The sequence below is a fragment of the Mesorhizobium sp. 131-2-1 genome (assembly GCF_016756535.1).
Classification (GTDB): Bacteria; Pseudomonadota; Alphaproteobacteria; order Rhizobiales; family Rhizobiaceae; genus Mesorhizobium.
In genome coordinates, this window is the sequence record NZ_AP023247.1 from 461,984 (window position 1) to 483,635 (window position 21,652).

A 21,652-nucleotide genomic window follows, 5' to 3' on the forward strand; every position below is an offset into this window, starting at 1 on the left:
ATAAGGGCCGCCTTTAAACAGTTTAAATCGGTTCGGGGAGCGAAGGGCTGGCACAGAAGATCAAGCTTTCGACGATCGCGGATGCGCTCGGTGTGTCCACGGCCACGGTCTCGCTGGCGCTGCGCGACAGCCCGCTGGTGGCGGGCAGCACGCGCGACCGCATCAAGGAACATGCCCGCGCCATCGGCTATATCTACAACCGCCGCGCTGCCAGCCTGCGCACCTCGCGCTCGGGCATCGTCGGCGTCGTCGTGCACGACATCATGAACCCGTTCTTCGCCGAGATCCTGCGCTCGATCGAAAGCGAGCTCGACCGCAGCCGGCAGACCTTCATCCTGTCCAACCACTACGACCAGCTCGAAAAGCAGCGCACCTTCATCGACACGCTGCTGCAGCTCGGCGCCGACGGCGTCATCATGTCGCCGGCCATCGGCACGCCGGCCGAGGACATCATCATGGCCGAGGAAAACGGCCTGCCGGCGGTGCTGATCGCGCGCACCGTCACCGGCGCCGACGTGCCCGTCTTCCGCGGCGACGACGCCTATGGCACGGCGCTTGCCACCAACCACCTGATCTCGCTCGGCCACAAGCGCATCGCCATGATCGGCGGCACCGACCAGACCTCGACCGGCCGCGACCGCTATCAGGGCTATCTCAACGCCATGGAGGCCGCGGGGTTGGAGGTCAGGCCGTCCTGGCGCATCGCCGGCCCGCGCACCAAGCAGGCCGGATTCGAGGCCGCTGGACAGTTTTTGGCGCTGAAAGACAAGCCAACCGCCGCCTGCTGCTGGAACGATCTCGTTGCCATCGGACTGATGAACGGCATCGCCCGCGCCGGCCTGGTGCCGGGCGTCGACATCTCGGTGACCGGCTATGACGACCTCGAGGAGGCGGCAATCGCGACACCGGCATTGACCACGGTCTGGAACGGCCAGCGCGAGGTTGGCCGGCGCGCCGCCAGCGCGCTGCTCGACAAGCTGAACGGACAGACGGTGCGGCCGTCGCAGGAACTGATCAAGCCGGAACTGCATGTGCGCCAGTCGACCGGCAAGCCGGTGGAGCGTGAATGACCAAGGCCGAACAGTTGCAGACCGTCGCCGTTCTGGTGCCGGGGCATTTCAACGACCATGCGGTTGAGCGTATCGACCGGACTTTCAAGCGGGTCAGGATCGAACGCGCCGATGCGGCGCTGGTCACCGACGAAATGCGCCGTACGGTGCGCGCCATTGCTTCCTTCGCCGGCATCGATGCGGCGATGATGGATGCACTGCCCAACCTCGAACTGATCGCCTCTTTCGGCGTCGGCTATGATTCCGTCGATGCCGGCCATGCGGCGACGAAGAACATCATGGTCACAAACACGCCTGACGTGCTGACCGAGGAGGTCGCCGACACCACGATCGGCCTTTTGATCAACACCGTGCGCGAACTGTATGCCGCCGAGAAATGGCTGCGCGACGGCAGCTGGGTGAAGAAGGGCAACTACCCGCTGAGCCGGCTGACCTTGCGCGGCCGCAGCGTCGGCATCTTCGGCATGGGCCGCATCGGGCTGGCTATTGCCCGGCGCCTGGAAGCCTTTGGATTGCCGGTCGCCTATCACAACCGGCGCCGCGTCGAAGGTCTTTCCTACCAGTACCATCCGACGCTGAAGGGCCTTGCAGAAGCGGTCGATACGCTGATTTGCGTGGTGCCGGGCGGCGCCTCGACCGAGAAGGCGATCAATGCCGAGATCCTGTCGGCGCTCGGCCCGAACGGCGTCTTCGTCAACATCGGCCGCGGCAGCACCGTCGATGAGCCGGCTCTTGCGGCGGCGCTCGCCAGCGGGACTATCGCCGCCGCCGGGCTCGATGTCTTTGCCGACGAGCCGAACGTGCCCAAGGCGTTGCTGGAAGCGCCCAACACTTCACTGCTGCCGCATGTCGGCTCGGCCTCGCACCACACGCGCCGCGCCATGGCCGATCTCTGCGTCGACAATCTGGTATCCTGGTTCAGCGAGCGCCGGCCGCTGACGCCGGTGCCGGAGACGGCGCAGGTCCGGCCGCGCGGCTGACCCGGCCCGCCACACTTGTTAACGACCGATTTACCATATGAAAGCATTCTGCATACTTCGTTATGCATAGGCAGAAGCCGGGCCGCGGTTCGGGCCTTGCGCATGAAGGCAAGCTTTGAAGCGCTTCGGCGCGTTCAAATGCATGGAGAGATCGGGTGAAGGTTCTTCCTGCGTTGATGGCGGCGGCAGCGGTGGCCGGTGGCATCCAGCTCTTTCACGGCGGCAGCGGCGAAAGCATCGCCAGCGAAACGGCCCCATCCAGCACCTACCGGCTGACCGCCAATGGCGACGAGGCGGCCTGCGCCATCCGGCGCGGCGCCGATATGTCGGACGGCTTGTCGCTGCTGACCGTCGCGCCGAACTGCCGCAAGCTGCTGCCCGGCATCGAGCGCGCGAAATTCTGGCGGGAAGAGGCCGACGGCACGGTTGCCTTCAGCGCGAACGGCATCGATCCGATCGTCACCTTCAGCGTGGCCGATGGCGACGGCTACGAATCCTACGCGCCGGCCACCCCGCTGCTGTCGCTGAACATCGACTGAGGCTGGTCGGCTGCGGCCTATTCGGCCGCGGCCCGGGCGCCAACCTTCGCCGCCGCATGCAGGCGGACGGCATCGCCGAAGGCGCGGAAAATCTTGGCCGAGTTGTCGTCCGACTTGACCCAATATTCGGGATGCCACTGAACGCCGACCGCGAAGGCGCGGGCGTCGCGGACAGACACCGCTTCGACCGTTCCGTCGGCGGCGAGCGCTTCGACCTGCAGCTTCGACCCGAGCCGGTCGATCCCCTGGCGATGCAGTGAATTGACCTTGATTTCGCCTGCGCCGAAGACGCCGGCGAGACAACTGCCGGGCTTGATCGAAATCGTCTGGTGGATGGCGAAGCGTTCGTCCTGGTTGTCGCTCACCGCCGCGCGGTGGTCGAGCGATCCTTCGCGCTCCTGGATCTCGGTGCCAAGCGTGCCGCCGAGCGCCACGTTCAGTTCCTGGATGCCGCGGCAGATGGCAAGCAGCGGCACGCCGCGCTCGATCGCCTTGCGGATCAGCGGCAACGTGGTGGAATCGCGCGCCGGATCATAGGGGCCGTTCCGCTCGCTGGCGTCGCCGCCGTAGAGCGAAGGATGCACATTGGACTTCGAGCCGGTGACCATGACGCCGTCGACCGACGACAGCAGCTCGTCGAAGTCGAGCCGGTCGCCGAAGGACGGCACCAGGAGCGGGAACACGCCGGCGCCGACGAGCGCAGCTTCGAGATATTGCTGCGGGGCGGCATGCCAGGTGTAGTTGTCGAACTGGCGGACGTCGGTCGAGATTGCGACGAGCGGCTGCTGCATTTTGGATCCGGTTTCCGTTGAGGGCTAAGGAATTATTCTGCCTACAAAATAGGCGATCCCAAGGCGCTTTTCCATGACAAGTTTCGGGGCGTCGTATGGGCCACGCGGCAGGCCGTTAGACTATAGTTGCAGGTCGTGCGCCGAGGCCGCGGATTTCCCGTCAATGCCGCCGTCAAGCGGCGCCGCCGCGCTGGACTCGACCTGTTGCCCGTGTATTGTTTCGCCCAGGCTGAGCCGGGATATCGAGGATTTTCCCGAATGCTGGCCTGTTGATCCAAAAGGGAGGAACTGCATGGATCGTCGTTCATTCATCCGCAAGGCCGGCGTAACCGGCGTTGGCGCCGCGGCGGCGGCCGCGACGCTTGCCGCTCCGGCAATCGCCCAATCCAATCCGAAAGTGACGTGGCGGCTTGCGTCGTCCTTCCCGAAGTCGCTCGACACGATCTATGGCGGCGCCGAGGTGTTCTCCAAGATGCTGTCGGAAGCGACCGACGGCAACTTCCAGGTGCAGGTCTTCGCCGCAGGCGAGCTGGTGCCCGGCCTGCAGGCGGCTGATGCCACCGCCGCCGGCACCGTCGAGGCCTGCCACACGGTGGCATACTACTACTGGGGCAAGGACCCGACCTGGGCGCTGGGCGCTGCGGTGCCGTTCTCGCTCAACGCGCGCGGCATGAATGCCTGGCACTATCATGGCGGCGGCATCGACCTGTTCAACGAGTTCCTGGCCACACAGGGGCTTTTCGGCCTGCCGGGCGGCAATACCGGCGTGCAGATGGGCGGCTGGTTCCGCAAGCAGATCAACACGGTCGCCGACCTCTCGGGCCTCAAGATGCGCATCGGCGGCTTTGCCGGCAAGGTCGTCGCCAAGCTCGGCGTGGTGCCGCAGCAGATCGCCGGCGGCGATATCTATCCGGCGCTGGAAAAAGGCACGATCGACGCCGCCGAATGGGTCGGCCCCTATGACGACGAGAAGCTCGGCTTCTACAAGGTCGCGCCCTATTACTACTATCCCGGCTGGTGGGAAGGCGGCCCGACCGTCCACCTGATGTTCAACAAGGCCAAGTACGAAGAGCTGCCGGCGGCCTACAAGTCGCTGCTGCGGACCGCCGCGCAGGCGACCGACGCCAACATGCTGCAGAAATACGACTATCTCAATCCGGCGGCTGTCAAGCGGCTGGTGGCCGGCGGCGCCAAACTCAGTCCGTTCAGCCAGGAGATCATGGCCGCCTGCTTCGAGAAGGCGAACGAGGTCTATGCCGAGATGGAAGCCTCGAACGCGCCGTTCAAGAAGATCTGGGACTCGATCAAGGGCTTCCGCAAGGAGCACTATCTCTGGGCCCAGGTGGCCGAGTACAACTACGACACCTTCATGATGGTCCAGCAGCGGCAGGGCAAGCTGTAGGCGCTCCATCAAGCGATCTTCAAAAGGCCCCGGGGTTCCTGCCCCGGGGCCTTTTCGTCAAGCGACTGGCTGTCGACATGGTTCGAGGCGCTCAGCCTCGGCCTGGCACCACCAGCACCTTGACCTCGCCGGGCGCCGGCGGATTGGCGATCACCGCGGGGGCCTCTTCCAGCGTCACCTGTCTCGAGATCAGCCTGTCGACCTCGATCGCGCCCGAGGCGATGAGCTCGGCGGCGCGGCCATGGGTGTAGGGATTGAGGAACGAGCCTAGGACCTTCAGCTCCCGAAACAGCAGGTCGAACGGCTCGAACGCCACCTGCATGCCTTGCGGCACCACGCCGACGATGACGACCGTGCCGCCGGCTCTCGCCACCCGCATCGACTGCTCCACCGTGTCGCGCACGCCGGCGCATTCGAACACCACATCGACGCCGCCCGGCACCAACCCTTTTGGCCCGGCAATGGCGTCGATGACATCGCCGGCGCCGGGATCGACCGACGCCGTCGCGCCGAGTTCCTCGGCCAAAGCACGGCGCGAGGCCTGACGTGTCGAGAGCACGATGGTCGTCGCTCCGGCGAGCTTCGCCAATTGCACGGTGAGCAGGCCGATGACGCCGCCGCCCAGAACGAGCACGGAAGCGCCCGGTTTGATCGCGGCGAGATCGACGCCGTGCAGGCAGCAGGCGAGAGGCTCACAGAACGCGCCATGCGTGGGCTTCAGGCTGGCGGGTAGCAGGAAGGCCTGCTTCTGCGGCATCACGACATAGTCGGCGAAGCCGCCGTCGCGATGGATGCCGATGGCATTGAGGTTGCGGCAGAGATTGACCCGCCCGGCATGGCAATACGGGCATCGCCCGCAGGCGATGTTGGGGTCGCCTGTGACGCGGTCGCCGACGGAGAAGCCGGTCACCGACGACCCGATCGCCTCGACGATGCCCGAAAACTCATGCCCGGGCGTCACCGGCGGCTTGCAGGGAAACTCACCATGGAAGAGATGACGATCGGTGCCGCAAACGCCGCAGGCCTCGATCCGTACCAGGAGATCGTCGGGACCGGCGGACGGCTTGTCGACCTCGCGCAGCGCGATGCTGCCGACGGATTCCAGTCGAACCGCTTTCATGGCGCCTCCGGCATCAGTTGAATTTCGGCGGCTGCGAAAGATCGGTAGCGGGTGCGGCCGGCTTGGCGGGCGGCGTGTCGCCGAAGCTCGGCGGTTGCGACAGGTCGGTGGCCGGCGCCGCAGGTGCCGCGCCGCTATTGGCCGGGGCCGCGCCGCCATCCGCCGGCGGCGTGCCGAGCGGCGCCAGGCCCGGCATTTCCGGCACCTGAATGTCGATGGTGCCGGGATCGACCACCGCGCCCTTGTAATGCATCACCATCTGCGGGAAGGCGATGGTGAGCCCGATCATGATCACCTGGATGCAAACGAAGGGCACGGCACCCCAATAGATCTGGCCGGTGGTGACCGGCGCGATCTGCTTGCCGGTGATGCGATCGAGATAGGGCACGCGGGCGGCGACCGAGCGCAGGTAGAACAGCGCGAAGCCGAACGGCGGATGCATGAAGCTGGTCTGCATGTTGACGCCGAGCAGCACGCCGAACCAGATCAGATCGATGCCGAGCTTGTCGGCGGCGGGCGCCAGCAGCGGCACGATGATGAAGGCGAGCTCGAAGAAGTCGAGGAAAAAGGCAAGCACGAAGACCAGCGCGTTGACGCCGATCAGGAAGCCGACCTCGCCACCCGGCAGTGACGTCAGCAGATGCTCGACCCAGATGTGGCCGTTGACGCCGTAGAAAGTGAGCGAGAAGACGCGCGCGCCGATCAGGATGAACAGCACGAAGGAGGACAGCCTGGTCGTCGAGGTCAGCGCCTGCTTGATCACATCCAGCGACAGCCGCCCTTTTGCCGCCGCCATGATCAATGCGCCGACGGAGCCCATGGCGCCGCCCTCGGTCGGGGTGGCGATGCCGAGGAAGATGGTGCCGAGCACCAGGAAGATCAGCGCCAGCGGCGGGATCAGCACGATGATCACCTGCTGCGCCAGCCGGGACATCATGTTGATGTTGAGGCCCTTGTCGGCAATCGCCACGATATAGATCAGGATCACGCCGACGCAGGCGCCGAGGATGTCGGCATTGTCGCCATGCGCAGGCGCGAAATAGCGATACGCCACGTAGGAAACCGCGATCGCGACCAGCAGCGCCACGATGAGCGACAGCACGCCATGGCCGAGCTTACGTGCCTCCAGCGGCAGCGCCGGCACGGACTTAGGCCGGACGATCGACATGATCAGGATGTAAAGGGCATAGATACCCGTAAGCACGAGGCCGGGGATCAGCGCGCCGGCATACATGTCGCCGACGGAGCGGCCGAGCTGGTCGGCGAGCACGATCAGCACCAGCGACGGCGGAATGATCTGGGCGAGCGTGCCTGACGCCGCTATGACACCGGCGGCGAGGCGGCGGTCATAGCCGTAGCGCAGCATGATCGGCAGCGAGATCAGGCCCATGGCGATGACGGACGCGGCCACCACGCCGGTGGTGGCGGCAAGCAGCGCGCCGACGAAGATGACGGCATAGGCGAGGCCGCCGCGGATCGGCCCGAACAGCTGTCCGATCGTGTCGAGCAGGTCCTCGGCCATGCCGGATCGCTCGAGCACTATGCCCATGAAGGTGAAGAACGGAATCGCCAGCAGCGTGTCGTTCGACATCACCCGGCTGCCGTAAAAATTGTCGGGCAGCGCATGCAGCAGCGGCCAGGCGAGATTGATCGATCCGCCCGAATAGGGCGACAGCACGACGCCGATGAAGAAGAACATGAGGCCGTTGGCGGCGAGCGAGAAGGCGACGGGATAGCCGATCAGGAGGAAGATGATGAGCGAGGCGAACATGATCGGCGCCATGTTCTGGGCGATGAACTCGATCATGGGCGCACCTCCTGGGCGAGCGCCTTGGCTTCTTCGGCGAGCGCCTTCGCCTCGAGTTCGGCCTGCTCATGCGCCGATATGAACGGGTTGGGATCGTCCATGTCGCCGCGCATGATGGCGATCTTCTTGATGATCTCGGAGATGCCCTGCAGCGCCAGCAGGAAGAAGCCGACGAGCAGGATCGCCTTCGCCGGCCAGACGATCAGCCCGCCGGCATTGTTCGACATCTCGCCGTTGCGAAACGACAGCGACGCGTAGGGAACGAAATAGATCACCATCAGCGTCACGAACGGCATCAGGAAGAAGACGTGGCCGAGCAGGTCGATCCAGTGCTGCACGCGGCGCGAGAACATGCCGTAGACGATGTCGATGCGGATATGGTCGTTCTGCTTCAGCGTGTAGGCGGCGGCCAGCATGAAAGCGGCGCCGAACAGATACCATTGCAGCTCCAGCCAGGCATTGGAGGAGATATCGAACACCTTGCGGATGACGGCGTTGCCGGCGCTGACCAGGATCGCCAGCAGGATCAGCCACGACACCCATCTGCCGATGAACTCGTTCACACGGTCGATCGTTCTGGATAGAGCGAGCAGCCCTGCCATGCATTCCTCCCTCCTCGCATCGGCCCGAAAATCGGTTTCGATTTACGGAAAGCACGATGCGTAATTCAAAATATCGGAGGCGCGCCGGCTCCCCTTATTTTCCGTCGCGCCGCAGTGGCCCAACGGTATGCCGTGCGTGGCACGGCGGGTCAACACGGCAAAGGCGCGGTCAACACGGTTGTGAGACGGGGACGCCAGCAAACCGCCGGCAAGCGGGGCACAATGCAACCAAAGTCTGATAGGGTCAGGCGATCTTCTGCTGGTCGCGGCCGGCGCCGATCAGCACCAGCATGGCGACGAGGAACAGATACATCCAGGCATCGCGCCATTCGAGCGGGAAGTAGCCGGCCCACAGCGATTCGGCCATGCCGAAGGCGGCGGCGCCGAGGGCGGCGCGCGGCGGCGAGAGGTAGCCGCCGACCGCCGTCACGAACAGGACCTTCAAGCCGTAGACGAGGCCGGTGCCGAAGCTGATGTTGCCGTAGTAGATGCCGGCCAGCACACCGGCGAGCGCTGCGCAGAAGCCGCCGAACAGCACTGCGTGGCGGAACACCGCGCGCACGTCGACGCCGCACATCGCCGCCGCCCTGGGATCGTCGGAGACGGCGCGCCAGCGCCGGCCGAAATTCGAGCGGGCGAAAGCCCAGGCGGCAAGGACGATGGCGGCCAGCACGGCGGCGCAGTCGAGCAATTGGATCAGCGTCAGCGTCGCCTTGAAGCCGTCGTGCTCGGCGAAGATCACCGGCACGGCCAGCATCGGCGGCAGCCAGAGATCATGGGTGTCGGCGGCGATGCGGCTGGCCTCGGACAGGACCAGCAATATGCCGAGCGTCGTCACCACGATAGCGTTGGGCGAGCGGTCGGCCAGCGGCTCGAAGACGCTGCGCGATAGGACATGGCTGAGCAGCGCCGCGTAAAGGAAGGCGGCCAGAACGCCGAGCGCGACAGCGGCATAGAGTGTCAGCCACAGCGCCTGATAGCCGAAGGCGGCGGTCAGGATCATGGTGTGACCGCAAAAGGCGAACACGGCGCCATAGGCCAGGTTGGTGCGATGCAGGATGCCGTTGGTCAGCACGTAGCCGAAGGCGAGAAGCGCGTAGAGCGCACCCGAATGCAGCCCGTTCAGAACCTGCTGGAAGAAATAGAGCATGCACAAACCTCGGAGCATGTCGCCAAAGTGCAAAGCGGTTTGGGGCGGCGGCGTGCTCGAAACAGGGGCTGCGACAACTCGCGACCCTGTGCGGAAGGTTGCATTCGGAATCTAACTTGTCAAACGCGATTTATCGGTTAGATTTCTGGCATGACGGTATCCTGGACCCCGCACCGCTTCACCGGCGGCATTCTCGCGCTCGACACCGCGAACACCGTCGTGCTGCGCAACGATCCGGAAAAGACCTTCGACCGTTTCGACAATCCGGCGGAGATCGCGCGCTTCGCCGAGGCGGCGAGCGGCTTCCGCGCCACCGAGCTTGGCGGCCGTAAGCTGGAGGCGCCGGCACCGGCGGCAATCGCGCCGGTGGTGCTGTCGATCCGCGAGACGACCGACCGCCTGTTCCGCAACGCGGTGGCCAAGGGCGCTATCACCACCAGCGACCTGCCCGGTTTCCTGGCAGCCTGCGCCGACGGCCTGGCAGAGGGCCGTACCGAAATCGGCGGGCCGGGCCGGCCGTTCGGCGATCCGGCGACGCCGATCGCCTTTGAGGCGGCCCTTGCCGTCTCGGCGCTGTCGCTGCTGCGCGGCGATACGGTCGCGCGGCTCAGGATCTGTCCCAACTGCAGCTGGCTGTTCGTCGACCGCAGCCGCAATTCCAGCCGCCTCTGGTGCGACATGGCGGTGTGCGGCAACCGGCAGAAGGCAAACCGTTACTATCGCCGCCGCACGGCGGCCAGGGAGGCTATCGATGTCTAAGAATTCGCGCTCGATCGTTCTCGGCGCCGTACTGCTGGCGGCGGCGGTGCTTGGCGCCTGCCGCGATTCCGGCAAGGAGCAGTTGTTCGCCATTTCCGGCAAGCTGTTCGAGTTCAACTATCGGCTGGGCATCGCCACCTATGTCGTCACCCTCAATCCGCTGCGACCGATGGGAGAGGGCCAGGTCGCGGTTGTCAGCTTCCAGAACCCGGCCGGGGGCGATCCGATCATCGTCAACCAGAAGATCTGGCCAAAGCTGCCGCACATAACGCTGACCAGCCCGCCACTCACCTGTGTGGTCAAGGACAAGCCTTATTCAATCTCGATCCGCATCGAGGACGCCAAAGGCACGCTGCTGCAAAGCTTCGAGACGACGCTGACCTCGTCGATGGACCAGTCGGTGCTGCCGGACCGCCCGCTGGTGGTCGGCCCGGTCTACGAGCTCAACAAGGACATGGTCGGTCATGTCGACGGCAAGCTGCCGGGCGAGCCGAAGCCCGACTGCTCGAAGGCTACCTGACGTTCAAGTCGCTGGAATTTTCGTGCTCGGCTGAACCGCCCTTCGTGCCGTTGCATGCGTCAACGGCCGCCGATTTTCCGGTTTGTTGCGCGTCGTCTGGCACCTGCGATTTCGTTTGACCTCTCCGGCAAGGGAAGAAAGACTGCGGCGTCCCACTCCGACGTAGGCCGTGCGATTCCGTGCGCCTCCGCGAAGGAAATGCCTGATGACGCTGCATGACGTCGCGCTCGACGACAAGTTCGACCTTGGCAAGGAGCGCATCTTCCTTTCCGGCGCGCAGGCCGTCATCCGCATGCTTTTGATGCAGCGCGAGCGTGACCGCCGCGCGGGCCTGAACACCGCCGGCTTCGTCTCCGGTTATCGCGGATCGCCGCTCGGCGGCCTCGACATGCAGCTGTGGAGAGCCAAGAAGCAGCTGGCGCAGTCCGACATCGTCTTCCAACCCGGCCTCAACGAAGAGCTCGCCGCCACCGCCTGCTGGGGCACGCAGCAGGCCGAATTGCTGGGCGAAGGCACGCATGACGGCGTCTTTTCGGTCTGGTACGGCAAGGGGCCGGGCGTCGACCGCTCCGGCGACGTGTTCCGCCATGCCAACCTCGCCGGCTCGTCGAAGCATGGCGGCGTGCTTGCCCTGATGGGCGACGACCACATGGCCGAATCCTCGACCAACGCGCATGCCACCGAATTCCTGTTCGTCGACACGATGGTGCCGATCCTCAACCCGGCCGGCGTGCAGGAGATCATCGACTACGGTCTCTACGGCTTTGCCATGTCGCGTTTCGCCGGCACATGGGCGGCGATCAAATGCGTCAAGGACAACATCGAATCGACGGCGTCGGTCGATGCCTCGATCGAACGGCTGAACATCGTCCTCCCGGAACTCGACATGCCGCCCGGCGGCCTCAACATCCGCCACGAGATCGACATGCTCGGCCAGGAAGAACGGCTGCATGAGTACAAGCGCGCCGCGGCTTCAGCCTTCATCCATGCCAACGGGCTGAACCGCATCGTCTACTCCGGCGGCCGCAGCCCGAAGCTCGGCGTCATCACCATCGGCAAGAGCTATCTCGACGTGCGCCAGGCGCTGGAGGATATCGGCATCGACGAGGCGGCCGCCAATCGCATCGGCATCCGCCTGTTCAAGGTCGGCTGCCCGTGGCCGCTCGACCTGCAGCATGTCGCCGAATTCGCCCGCGGCCTGGACACCATCGTCGTCGTCGAGGAGAAGCGCTCGCTTATCGAGCTGCAGCTGCGCGAAAACCTCTACGGCACCGCCAGCCAGCCGGTCATCGTCGGCAAGAAGGACGAGCGCGGCGACTGGCTGTTCCCGGCCAAGGGCGCGCTCGACCCGAACGAGATCGCGATCGCGCTCGGCGATCGGATCCTGCGCACCATCGGCCCATCGGAGGAGATCGCGGCGCGGGTGGCGAAATTGCGCCAGTTCCAGGCCATGCTCGCCGACACCGTCGATATCGGCTCGCGCACGCCCTTCTTCTGCTCCGGCTGCCCGCACAATTCCTCGACCAAGGTGCCGGACGGATCGCTCGCCGCGGCCGGCATCGGCTGCCATTTCATGGCGCTGTGGATGGACCGCAACACGGTCGGCTTCACCGCGATGGGCGGCGAGGGTGCGCAATGGGTCGGCCAGGCGCCGTTCTCGAAACGCGACCACATCTTCCAGAACCTCGGCGACGGCACCTACAATCACTCCGGCGCGCTGGCTATCCGCTTCGCGCTGTCGAGCGACGCCAACATCACCTACAAGATCCTCTACAACGACGCCGTGGCAATGACCGGCGGCCAGCCGCATGAAGGCGGATTGACCGTCGACATGATCGCCAGGCAGGTGCGGGCCGAAGGCGTCGCGCGCATCGCCATCGTCACCGACGAGCCGGACAAATACGCCGGCAAGGCCGAGTTCCCGGCCGGCGCCACCATCCATCATCGCGACGACCTCGACCTCGTCCAGCGCGAATTGCGCGGGGTCAAGGGCATCTCCGTGCTCCTCTACGACCAGACCTGCGCCGCCGAGAAGCGCCGCCGCCGCAAGCGCGGCACGTTCCCCGATCCGGACAAGCGCGTCTTCATCAACGAGTTGGTCTGCGAGGGATGCGGCGATTGCGGCGTGCAGTCCAACTGCGTCTCGATCCAGCCGGTCGAGACCGAATTCGGCCGCAAGCGTCGGATCGACCAGTCGAGCTGCAACAAGGATTTCTCCTGCGTCAACGGCTTCTGTCCGTCTTTCGTCACCGTGCACGGCGCGAGGATCAGGAAGGCCGAAGGCATCGCCGGCAGGACCGACCCGCTCGACGGCGTGCCCGCGCCGGCCGAATTTTCGCTCGGCGCGCAAGGCTGGGCCGGGGTCATCGACGGCGTCGGCGGCACCGGTGTGGTCACCATCGGCGCGGTGCTCGGCATGGCGGCGCATCTCGAAGGCAAGGGCTGCGGCATGATCGACATGGCGGGCCTTGCCCAGAAGGGCGGCTCGGTGTTCACCCATGTGCGCATCGCGCGCACGCCGGACGATATCCACGCCATCCGCGTTTCGGCCGGCAAGGCAGACCTTGTGCTCGGCTGCGACCTCGTCGTATCCGGCGCGCAGAAGGTGCTGGCGGCGGTGCGCGAGGGCCATACGATCTTCCTCGCCAACACCGCCGAGATCATGCCCGGCGAATTCACCCGGTCCGCCGATTTCTCGCTGCCGGTCGAGCGGCTGAAAAAGGCGATCCGTAGTGCTGCCGGCGACGGCAAGGCGCATTTCTTCGACGCCACCCGCACCGCCAGCCAATTGTTCGGCAATTCGCTCGGCGCCAACATGTTCATGCTCGGTTTCGCCTTCCAGCATGGCGGGCTGCCGCTGTCGGCCGAGGCGGTCGAGAAGGCGATCGAACTGAATGGCGAGGCTGTGGCGATGAACGTCGCCGCGTTCCGCTGGGGCCGTCGCGCGGCGCATCAGCCGGATTTCGTGCGCGGCCTCGTCGGCCAGCCGGGCAAGGCGGCCAGCGCGCCCGCCGAGACTCTGGACGAGATCGTCGCCCGGCGCGTCGCCTTCCTCAGCGCCTATCAGAACGCGGCCTATGGCAGGCGCTATGCCGAGCGGGTGGCCGTGCTGCGCGAGGCCGAGGCGAAGGCGGTGCCGGGCTCGACCGTGGTGACCGAGGCCGCCGCCCGGAACCTGTTCAAGCTGATGGCGATCAAGGACGAATATGAGGTGGCGCGCCTCTATACCGACGGTTCCTTCGCGGCCGAGCTGTCAAAGCAGTTCCAGAGCTACGAGAAATTGGAATTCCATCTGGCGCCGCCGATGCTGGGCCGGCGCGGCAATGACGGCCGCCCGAGGAAATCCAACTTCGGCCCGTGGATGATGACGGGGTTTCGCCTGCTCTCGGCGCTGAAAGGCCTGCGCGGCACGGTTTTCGACCTCTTCGGCTATACGGCGGAGAGGCGCATGGAGCGGCAGTTGCTTGCGCAATACGAGGCCGACCTGGAACTGATCACGGCGGCACTCGCGCCTGGCAGGATCGAGGCGGCCACCGCCCTTGCCTCGGTGCCGGCACTGATCCGCGGCTACGGCCATGTCCGGAAGGCCAGCGCCGAAAAGGCCGCCGGCGAGCGTTCGAGACTGGTGGAGCGCCTGGCGAAAGCCTCGGCAAGGCCTGAACTCCAGGCCGCCGAATGACCCGGAAAGCGCCCGAAAAACGGGCGTTTCAGCCCAGGCTAAAGGTTTTTTAATGGGACTATGCCAAGGCTGGGGCTCAATGGGCGCCAGTAATGGGCAGAACAAAAACCGATAACATCCCTGTGGATGTTTATATCCAGTTTGTGCGCTCGTTGTTCGACAACGCGCACATGCTGGTCATCGGCGCGAGCTGCCACGCCGTCGTCAGCCTGATGGTCTACTGGCGCAACGGCCAGCCGGTTTTCCTAGTTCTCGCCGGCGCGTTGCTCGGCATCGGCGTTTGGCGCTACTTCAGCCTGCGGCGCTTCCATCGCTCGGGCGGCGAGATTCGCGACGCCGCCGATGCAACGAAATGGGAGCGCGAGTACATCCTGAAGGGTAGCCTGCAAGGGCTACTGCTGGGGATTTTTTGCTTCATATCCATCTATGTCTACTCGGATTCCTATGCCGAGATCGGCGCGTTGTCGGTAACGCTGGCCTCCCTGGTGACCGTCGTTGGCCGAAATTACGGCTCGCCGCGCATGGTCATGATCTTCGCAGTGACCTTCGTCGGACCTATCGCTGCCGCCCTCATTCTCAGGTTCGACATCCCCTATGTCGTGCTCGGCCTGCTGATCATCCCGTTCATGTTCATCATCAAGGGCAGTGCCGACCACGTCCGCAATGTGCTGTTCTCGGCCGTCGTCGGGCACAAGCAGGCAAGGCAGCTGGCGCAGCGCTTCAATCGCGCCCTCAACACCATGTCGCATGGCCTGGTCATGCTTGGCCCCGACGGCAAGGTGGTGGTCGGCAACGCCGAAGCCGCCCATCTGATGTCGCTCAAATCGCCGGACCAGCTGCTCGGGCGTTCGATCCATTCGCTGCTGATGCGCGGCGTTGCCGGCGGCATGCTGGCGCCGAAGGACTGCCGCTATGTCGAGGCGCAGCTGACGCGCGCGCTGCGCGAGGGACGTGACCGCAAGGTTCTGGTGTCCTTCTCGAACGGCCAGCACTTCGAATTCTCGGCGCGCGAAGGCAGCCAGGACCTCGGCGTCATCACCTTCGAGGATGTCACGGCGCGCGTCGAGGCGGAGGAAAAGATCCGCTTCATGGCGCGCTACGACAACCTCACCGGCCTGCCCAACCGCGCCTATTTCCACGAGCTGGTCGGGGAATTGATGGCCTCGGGCGACCGGGATCGCCTATGCGGCCTGGCCGTCGTCGACCTCGACGACTTCAAGAGTGTCAACGACACGCTCGGCCATCCTGTCGGTGACGGACTGATCTATGCGGTTGCCGAGCGGCTGGCGGCCGTTGCCGGGCAAGGCATCACGGTCAGCCGCTTCGGCGGCGACGAATTCATGATCTTCTTCGACCGCATCGAGGACGAAAGCCATTTGAGCGGCCTGCTCGACCAGATCTTCGCCGACCTGCAGGGCGAGGTCGACGTCGCCGGCCACGGGCTGCGCATCCAGGCCAGCGCCGGTGCCGTGCTGTCCAAGGTCGAGGACACCGACGTCGACGCCATGATCGTCAAGGCCGACCTCGCGCTCTACAAGGCCAAGGAGCTCGGCAAGAACAACTGGCGGCTGTTCGAGGCATCGATGGACGCCGCCTTCCGCAACCGCCAGCTGATGAAGGCGGACCTGCGCAGCGCCGTGGAAAGCAAGGGGCTGCGCGTCGTCTATCAGCCGATCGTGTCGATGACCACGATGCGCATCGCCAGTTGCGAGGCCCTGTGCCGCTGGGACCATCCCGATCTCGGGCCGATTTCGCCCAGTATCTTCATCCCGCTGGCCGAGGAGATGGGCATCATCTCCGAGATCAGCACCTTCGTGCTGCAGGCGGCCTGCGCCGAATGCGCCAAATGGCCGGACCAGACCAGCGTCTCGGTCAACCTTTCCGCCAAGGACTTCCGCAACCACGACGTCATCCAGAAGGTCCGCGATGCGCTGGCCACTTCAGGGCTCGCCGCCGGTCGCCTGGAGATAGAGGTCACCGAGACCGCGCTGCTCGACGACAAGTCGCTGACGCGCCAGTACATCGAGGAGCTGAAGCAGCTCGGCGTGCGTATCGCGCTCGACGATTTCGGCACCGGATATTCCAGCCTGAGCTATCTGCACAAGCTGCCGCTCGACAAGATCAAGATCGACCGATCGTTCCTGATGGACGTCACCCAGAACCCGCGCTCGCTCGACCTCCTGAAGGGCGTCGTCGACCTGACCCGGATCCTCGGCCTCACCGTCACCGTGGAAGGCGTGGAGACGTTCGAGCAGCTCAAGATCCTGCTGCACTCGGTGAAGCCGGACCTGGTCCAGGGCTTCCTCTTCGGCGCCGCGCTGAGCGCGTCGGGCATAGAGACCATGTCCAACGTGACCTGGCCTTTCGCCGCCGAATTGCGGCCGGCCGCGAAGCTCGCCGCCACCTGAACATCCGTCAAAAGCCCAGCGTTTGCGGTTTAACCATTTGTTAACGTTAATTTAGAGTAAACGAAAAAGCTCGCAATTTCGCTTCTGGTTCCCCCACCTGTTCGCTATTGTCCTTTTGCGGTGGCACGAGGGCAAAAAAGTGGAAGCTCAGTTGGTGGGTACGCCTCTGGCGGCGTCTAAGGCCAGGGGTCAGCATCGTCCCTCGGTGTTTTCAGATCACATCATGGAAGTTCTGGATCACATCGAGTATCGCCTTTGCGACGGTGCGGAAGACCTGGAGGCGATCTATCGGCTTCGCTACAATTCCTACCTTCATGCAGGCATGGTGAAGTCCGATGCTTCCCGCATGGTGAAGGACAGGTTCGACGATCTTCCCAATTCCTATCGCTTTGGCGTGTTCTTCGACGGCGCACTCGTCAGCACCATCAGAATTCACCACGCCAATGCGAAGTATCCTGTCTCACCCAGCACCGATGTCTTCGGCGACGTGCTGGCGCGGCGCCTGGCGGGCGGCGAGACCTTCGTCGATCCGAGCCGGTTCGCCGCCGATCTCGAGTGGTCGAGCAGCCTGCGCGTGCTGCCCTATGTGACGCTGAGGCTTGCGGTCGTTGCCTGCAGCCACTTCAAGCCGACCTATTGCCTGACGGCCATCAAGGAAGAGCATTCCGCCTTCTATCATCGCATCTTCCGATCCGAGCAGGCGGTGCCGCCGCGGAATTATCCGGGGCTTACCGTCCCCGTGCATCTGTTCCAGTCGAAGTGCTCCGACAACATGCAGGCGACGCTGGATCGTTTTCCGTTCTTCAATTCCACGACGTTCGAACAGCGCATGCTTTACCAGCGCCCGAAGAGGGGCGAATTGGCGCCGCTGACCATCCTCCCCACCGCCAAGTATTTCGAAGCGGCCTGAGCCTTCCGGGCGTCGTCGCGCTGAAGCAGCTGCATGGCGACATGCATCAGCTGGAGCTTTCAGGGCTTTTCGACGTTGTAGAAGGCGACGGGCACCACCTGTGGATTGCATTGCCCCAAGCTGGCTGCCATCGCTTATGGAAAGGATACCGACATGACCATTTCCGCGCTCACCGTCACTCCGCTGATCTCGCTGATCGCCGGCGTGCTGATCCTGGTGATGCCCAGGCTCTTGAACTACATCGTGGCGCTCTATCTGATCATCGCCGGCCTGCTCGGACTCTTCCCGCATCTCGCCGGCTGACGGTCCGAAAACCGCAATAGCCCACCTTGCGGCCGACGGCCTGCCAGGCCGCCGCCTTCAATTTTCATTTGAGGCTGTTGTGCCGGGCGATGCGGCAATAGCGCCATTGCTCTGCGTCCAGCTTTTCGCTATGTGCCTCCAAGATGTCTTCGAAGGGGTATTCCTATGGCTGATCACACGCCGACCGGTCCTGTCGAACTGGGCGCGAAGATGGACTATGCCGAGCACGACCGCACCTATGCGGGCTTCTTGGCGCTGGCCAAATACGGTTCGCTCTTTTGCCTGGCCGTGATTATCTCGATGGCTTTCGGCTTCTTCGTGGGCGGCTTCTTCTCGGCGGTCATCCTCTGGGCCGTGATCCTGGCCGCCGGCGCCTTCGTTCTGCGGTAGACTCTTCCAAAACCCCTTGCCGATGACGCTACCGGAGGTCCGGCCGGCGCCTTGCGCAGACAGGTTCCAGCCGAAAGGATCATGCGGTGGGACAGACGGTTTTCATCCCTCGTGAGCTCGACGCGAACGAGCAGCGCGTCGCTGCCTCGCCGGACACGGTGAAGCGGCTGGCGGGCCTCGGTTTCGACGTCGTCGTCGAAAAAGGCGCGGGCACCGGCTCGCGCATTCCCGACGAGGAATTCGCCAAGGCGGGCGCCGCGATCGGCAAGGCCTCCGACGCCTCGAAGGCCGATGTGGTGCTGAAGGTGCGCCGTCCGACCGATGCCGAGCTGAAAGGCTACAAGTCGGGTGCGGCCGTCATCGCCATCATGGACCCTTACGGCAACGATGCCGCCGTCGCCGCACTGGCCAAGGCCGGCGTCACCGCCTTCTCGATGGAATTCATGCCGCGCATCACCCGCGCGCAGTCGATGGACGTCCTGTCCTCGCAGGCCAATCTCGCCGGCTACCAGGCAGTCATCGACGCCGCTGCCGAATATGACCGCGCGCTGCCGATGATGATGACGGCGGCCGGCACCGTGCCGGCGGCCAAGGCCTTCATCATGGGCGTCGGCGTCGCCGGCCTGCAGGCCATCGCCACCGCGCGACGGCTCGGCGCCGTGGTCACGGCGACCGACGTGCGTCCGGCGGTGAAGGAGCAGGTGCAGTCGCTCGGCGCGAAATTCCTGGCGGTCGAGGACGAGGAGTTCAAGGCGGCCGAGACGGCGGGCGGCTACGCCAAGGAAATGTCCAAGGAATACCAGGCCAAGCAGGCGGCGCTAACGGCAGAGCACATCGCCAAGCAGGATATCGTCATCACCACGGCGCTGATCCCCGGCCGTCCGGCGCCGAAGCTGGTCTCGGCCGCGATGGTCGCCTCGATGAAGCCGGGCTCGGTGATCGTCGACCTCGCGGTCGAGCGCGGCGGCAATGTCGAGGGAGCGGTGCCCGGCAAGGTCGTGACCACGGAGAACGGCGTCAAGATCGTCGGCCATCTCAACGTGCCCGGCCGCGTCGCGGCTTCGGCCTCGCTGCTCTACGCCAAGAACCTTTTTGCTTTCCTCGAGACGCTGGTCGACAAGGAGAGCAAGACGCTTGCCATCAAGCGCGACGACGAGCTGGTCAAGGCGACCATGCTGACCGATGGCGGCAAGGTCGTGCATCCCGCCTTCGCCAAGGCGGTCGAAGAGCCCCGCGTCGAACCGGCCGCAGTCCCGGCGACGACGATGGTCGCCGATGCCTCGGCCAAACCTGCTGTGAAGAAGGCCGCGGCGAAGAAACCTACCGCTGCCAAGCCGAAGGGGATCGCGTGATGGACGCCTTGCAGAAAGCCCTTGACCAGCTCGACCAGGCGACCGCCGCCGTCAGGCTCGCGGTGCAGGACCTGGCCACCGCTCCCGGCGCCGAGGCGGCGGGTGACGCCGCCCATGCGCTCTCCGGCGGCGCCATCGACCCGTTCGTCTTCCGCTTCGCCATTTTCGTGCTGGCGATCTTCGTCGGCTACTATGTCGTCTGGTCGGTGACGCCGGCGCTGCACACGCCGCTGATGGCCGTCACCAACGCCATCTCCTCGGTGATCGTGGTCGGCGCGTTGCTCGCCGTCGGCATCTCGGCCTCCGGCCTTGCCACGGGCTTCGGCTTCGTTGCGCTGATGCTCGTCTCCGTCAACATCTTCGGCGGCTTCCTCGTCACCCAGCGCATGCTGGCGATGTACAAGAAGAAGGACAAGTGACGTGAACGCCAACTTCGCTTCGTTCCTCTACCTGGTCTCCGGCATCCTGTTCATCCTGGCGCTGCGCGGCCTGTCGCACCCGACCACCAGCCGGCAGGGCAATCTCTACGGCATGATCGGCATGGGCATCGCCATCGCCACCACGTTGGCGCTGGCTATTCCTTCGGCCGGCGGCTTCGGCCTGATCGTGCTCGGACTGCTGATCGGCGGTTCGGTCGGCGCGGTCACCGCCCGGCGCATCGCCATGACCTCGATGCCGCAGCTGGTCGCCGCCTTCCACAGCCTCGTCGGCTTCGCCGCCGTCATGGTGGCGGCTGCCGCCATCTATGCGCCGGAAAGCTTCGGCATCGGCGCCGTCTCCGACATCCATGCCCAGGCGCTGATCGAGATGAGCTTGGGTGTGGCCATCGGCGCCATCACCTTCACCGGCTCGGTCATCGCCTTCCTCAAGCTCGACGGCCGCATGTCCGGCAAGCCGATCATGATCGGCGGCCGCCACTTGATCAACATCGCGCTCGGCATCGCGCTGGTGGTGCTGATCGTGCTGCTCGTCACCACCGAATCGAAGCTCGTCTTCTGGCTGATCGTCGCGGCGTCGCTGGTGCTCGGCGTGCTCTTGATCATCCCGATCGGCGGCGCCGATATGCCGGTGGTCGTGTCGATGCTGAATTCCTACTCAGGCTGGGCGGCTGCCGCGCTTGGCTTCACGCTCGGCAACCTGGCGCTGATCATCACCGGCGCGCTGGTCGGCTCGTCGGGCGCGATCCTGTCCTACATCATGTGCAAGGGCATGAACCGCTCCTTCATCTCCGTCATCCTCGGCGGCTTCGGCGGCGAGACGGCAGCGGCTGCCGACGACGGCATCGAGCGTACGGTCAAGCAGGGCTCGGCCGACGATGCCGCCTATCTGATGATGAACGCGCAGAAGGTCATCATCGTGCCCGGCTACGGCATGGCGGTCGCGCAGGCGCAGCACGCGCTGCGCGAAATGGCCGACAAGCTCAAGGCCAATGGCGTCGAGGTCAAATACGCCATCCACCCCGTCGCCGGCCGCATGCCCGGCCACATGAACGTGCTCTTGGCCGAAGCCAACGTGCCCTATGACGAGGTGTTCGAGCTCGAGGACATCAACTCCGAGTTCGCGCAGGCCGACGTCGCCTATGTCATCGGCGCCAACGACGTCACCAACCCGTCGGCGCGCGACGACAAGTCGTCGCCCATCTACGGCATGCCGATCCTCGACGTCGACAAGGCCCGCACCTGCCTGTTCGTGAAGCGCTCGCTCGGCTCCGGCTATGCCGGCATCGACAACACGCTGTTCTACAAGGACGGCACTATGATGCTGCTTGGCGACGCCAAGAAGATGACCGAGGAAATCGTCAAGGCCATGGATCACTGATCCGGCCAGCACCCTCAGATGCATGAGAAAAAGCCCGGCTCCGCGCCGGGCT

At 64.9% G+C, this 21,652-nt stretch carries 19 protein-coding genes; 14 read left to right on the top strand and 5 right to left on the bottom strand.

The window, feature by feature from the left end; genetic code table 11:
- The first annotated feature begins 47 nt into the window (after window positions 1–47).
- The 3 genes from JG743_RS02125 to JG743_RS02135 all read left to right on the top strand — a co-directional run bounded on the left by JG743_RS02125 (window position 48) and on the right by JG743_RS02135 (window position 2,589).
- Window positions 48–1,070, top strand: coding sequence for a LacI family DNA-binding transcriptional regulator (locus JG743_RS02125; protein ID WP_202302387.1), 1,023 nt, complete (start codon window positions 48–50; stop codon window positions 1,068–1,070).
- Window positions 1,067–2,050: a 2-hydroxyacid dehydrogenase gene (locus JG743_RS02130; protein ID WP_202297728.1), complete on the top strand. Its 984-nt coding sequence runs from the start codon at window positions 1,067–1,069 to the stop codon at window positions 2,048–2,050. The genes JG743_RS02125 and JG743_RS02130 overlap by 4 nt, the downstream gene beginning before the upstream one ends.
- 155 nt (window positions 2,051–2,205) lie before the next feature.
- Window positions 2,206–2,589 carry a hypothetical protein gene (locus JG743_RS02135; protein WP_202297730.1) on the top strand — a complete coding sequence of 128 codons (384 nt, stop codon included), beginning with the start codon at window positions 2,206–2,208 and terminating at the stop codon, window positions 2,587–2,589.
- Between the two features lie 17 nt (window positions 2,590–2,606).
- Here JG743_RS02135 and JG743_RS02140 read toward each other — a convergent pair whose 3' ends face one another.
- Window positions 2,607–3,380 (bottom strand): gamma-glutamyl-gamma-aminobutyrate hydrolase family protein, encoded by a 774-nt coding sequence (locus tag JG743_RS02140; RefSeq protein WP_202297732.1) that lies wholly within the window; start codon window positions 3,378–3,380, stop codon window positions 2,607–2,609.
- A gap of 292 nt (window positions 3,381–3,672) precedes the next feature.
- Here JG743_RS02140 and JG743_RS02145 point away from each other — a divergent pair, with 292 nt between their 5' ends.
- Entirely contained in the window at window positions 3,673–4,782 is a 1,110-nt protein-coding gene (locus JG743_RS02145; RefSeq protein WP_202297734.1) for a TRAP transporter substrate-binding protein, read from the top strand.
- 91 nt (window positions 4,783–4,873) lie between these two features.
- On the opposite strand, the gene JG743_RS02150 is transcribed toward JG743_RS02145, so the two are convergent.
- From JG743_RS02150 to JG743_RS02165, 4 genes are all read right to left on the bottom strand, one after another.
- Entirely contained in the window at window positions 4,874–5,902 is a 1,029-nt protein-coding gene (locus JG743_RS02150) for a zinc-dependent alcohol dehydrogenase family protein (protein ID WP_202297736.1), read from the bottom strand.
- A gap of 13 nt (window positions 5,903–5,915) precedes the next feature.
- Window positions 5,916–7,709, bottom strand: a complete 1,794-nt coding sequence (locus JG743_RS02155) for a TRAP transporter large permease (RefSeq protein WP_202297738.1) — start codon at window positions 7,707–7,709, stop codon at window positions 5,916–5,918.
- Complete coding sequence (locus tag JG743_RS02160) at window positions 7,706–8,311, bottom strand: TRAP transporter small permease subunit (protein WP_202297740.1); 606 nt, start codon at window positions 8,309–8,311, stop codon at window positions 7,706–7,708. The genes JG743_RS02155 and JG743_RS02160 overlap by 4 nt, the downstream gene beginning before the upstream one ends.
- 244 nt (window positions 8,312–8,555) lie before the next feature.
- Window positions 8,556–9,461, bottom strand: coding sequence for a branched-chain amino acid ABC transporter permease (locus JG743_RS02165; RefSeq protein WP_202297742.1), 906 nt, complete (start codon window positions 9,459–9,461; stop codon window positions 8,556–8,558).
- A 150-nt stretch (window positions 9,462–9,611) separates the two neighbouring features.
- Here JG743_RS02165 and JG743_RS02170 point away from each other — a divergent pair, with 150 nt between their 5' ends.
- The 10 genes from JG743_RS02170 (at window position 9,612) to JG743_RS02215 (ending at window position 21,600) form a co-directional block, all read left to right on the top strand.
- Window positions 9,612–10,220 (top strand): CGNR zinc finger domain-containing protein, encoded by a 609-nt coding sequence (locus tag JG743_RS02170; protein WP_202297744.1) that lies wholly within the window; start codon window positions 9,612–9,614, stop codon window positions 10,218–10,220.
- A complete protein-coding gene (locus tag JG743_RS02175) occupies window positions 10,213–10,740 on the top strand; it encodes a hypothetical protein (protein WP_202297746.1) in 528 nt (175 codons plus the stop codon). The genes JG743_RS02170 and JG743_RS02175 overlap by 8 nt, the downstream gene beginning before the upstream one ends.
- 169 nt (window positions 10,741–10,909) lie before the next feature.
- On the top strand, window positions 10,910–14,419 hold the full coding sequence (locus tag JG743_RS02180) for an indolepyruvate ferredoxin oxidoreductase family protein (protein ID WP_342215690.1): 3,510 nt from the start codon (window positions 10,910–10,912) through the stop codon (window positions 14,417–14,419).
- A gap of 92 nt (window positions 14,420–14,511) precedes the next feature.
- Window positions 14,512–16,827: a putative bifunctional diguanylate cyclase/phosphodiesterase gene (locus tag JG743_RS02185; protein ID WP_202297750.1), complete on the top strand. Its 2,316-nt coding sequence runs from the start codon at window positions 14,512–14,514 to the stop codon at window positions 16,825–16,827.
- 223 nt (window positions 16,828–17,050) lie between these two features.
- On the top strand, window positions 17,051–17,737 hold the full coding sequence (locus JG743_RS02190; protein ID WP_244673045.1) for an N-acyl amino acid synthase FeeM domain-containing protein: 687 nt from the start codon (window positions 17,051–17,053) through the stop codon (window positions 17,735–17,737).
- 153 nt (window positions 17,738–17,890) lie between these two features.
- Window positions 17,891–18,040: a DUF3096 domain-containing protein gene (locus tag JG743_RS02195; RefSeq protein WP_202297760.1), complete on the top strand. Its 150-nt coding sequence runs from the start codon at window positions 17,891–17,893 to the stop codon at window positions 18,038–18,040.
- A gap of 165 nt (window positions 18,041–18,205) precedes the next feature.
- Window positions 18,206–18,430 (top strand): aa3-type cytochrome c oxidase subunit IV, encoded by a 225-nt coding sequence (locus tag JG743_RS02200; protein ID WP_202297762.1) that lies wholly within the window; start codon window positions 18,206–18,208, stop codon window positions 18,428–18,430.
- An 86-nt stretch (window positions 18,431–18,516) separates the two neighbouring features.
- On the top strand, window positions 18,517–19,782 hold the full coding sequence (locus JG743_RS02205; RefSeq protein WP_202297772.1) for a Re/Si-specific NAD(P)(+) transhydrogenase subunit alpha: 1,266 nt from the start codon (window positions 18,517–18,519) through the stop codon (window positions 19,780–19,782).
- Entirely contained in the window at window positions 19,782–20,201 is a 420-nt protein-coding gene (locus tag JG743_RS02210) for a proton-translocating transhydrogenase family protein (RefSeq protein WP_127282905.1), read from the top strand. Before JG743_RS02205 ends, JG743_RS02210 begins: the two co-directional genes overlap by 1 nt.
- A gap of 1 nt (window position 20,202) precedes the next feature.
- Entirely contained in the window at window positions 20,203–21,600 is a 1,398-nt protein-coding gene (locus JG743_RS02215) for an NAD(P)(+) transhydrogenase (Re/Si-specific) subunit beta (RefSeq protein WP_202297774.1), read from the top strand.
- Window positions 21,601–21,652 lie beyond the last annotated feature (52 nt).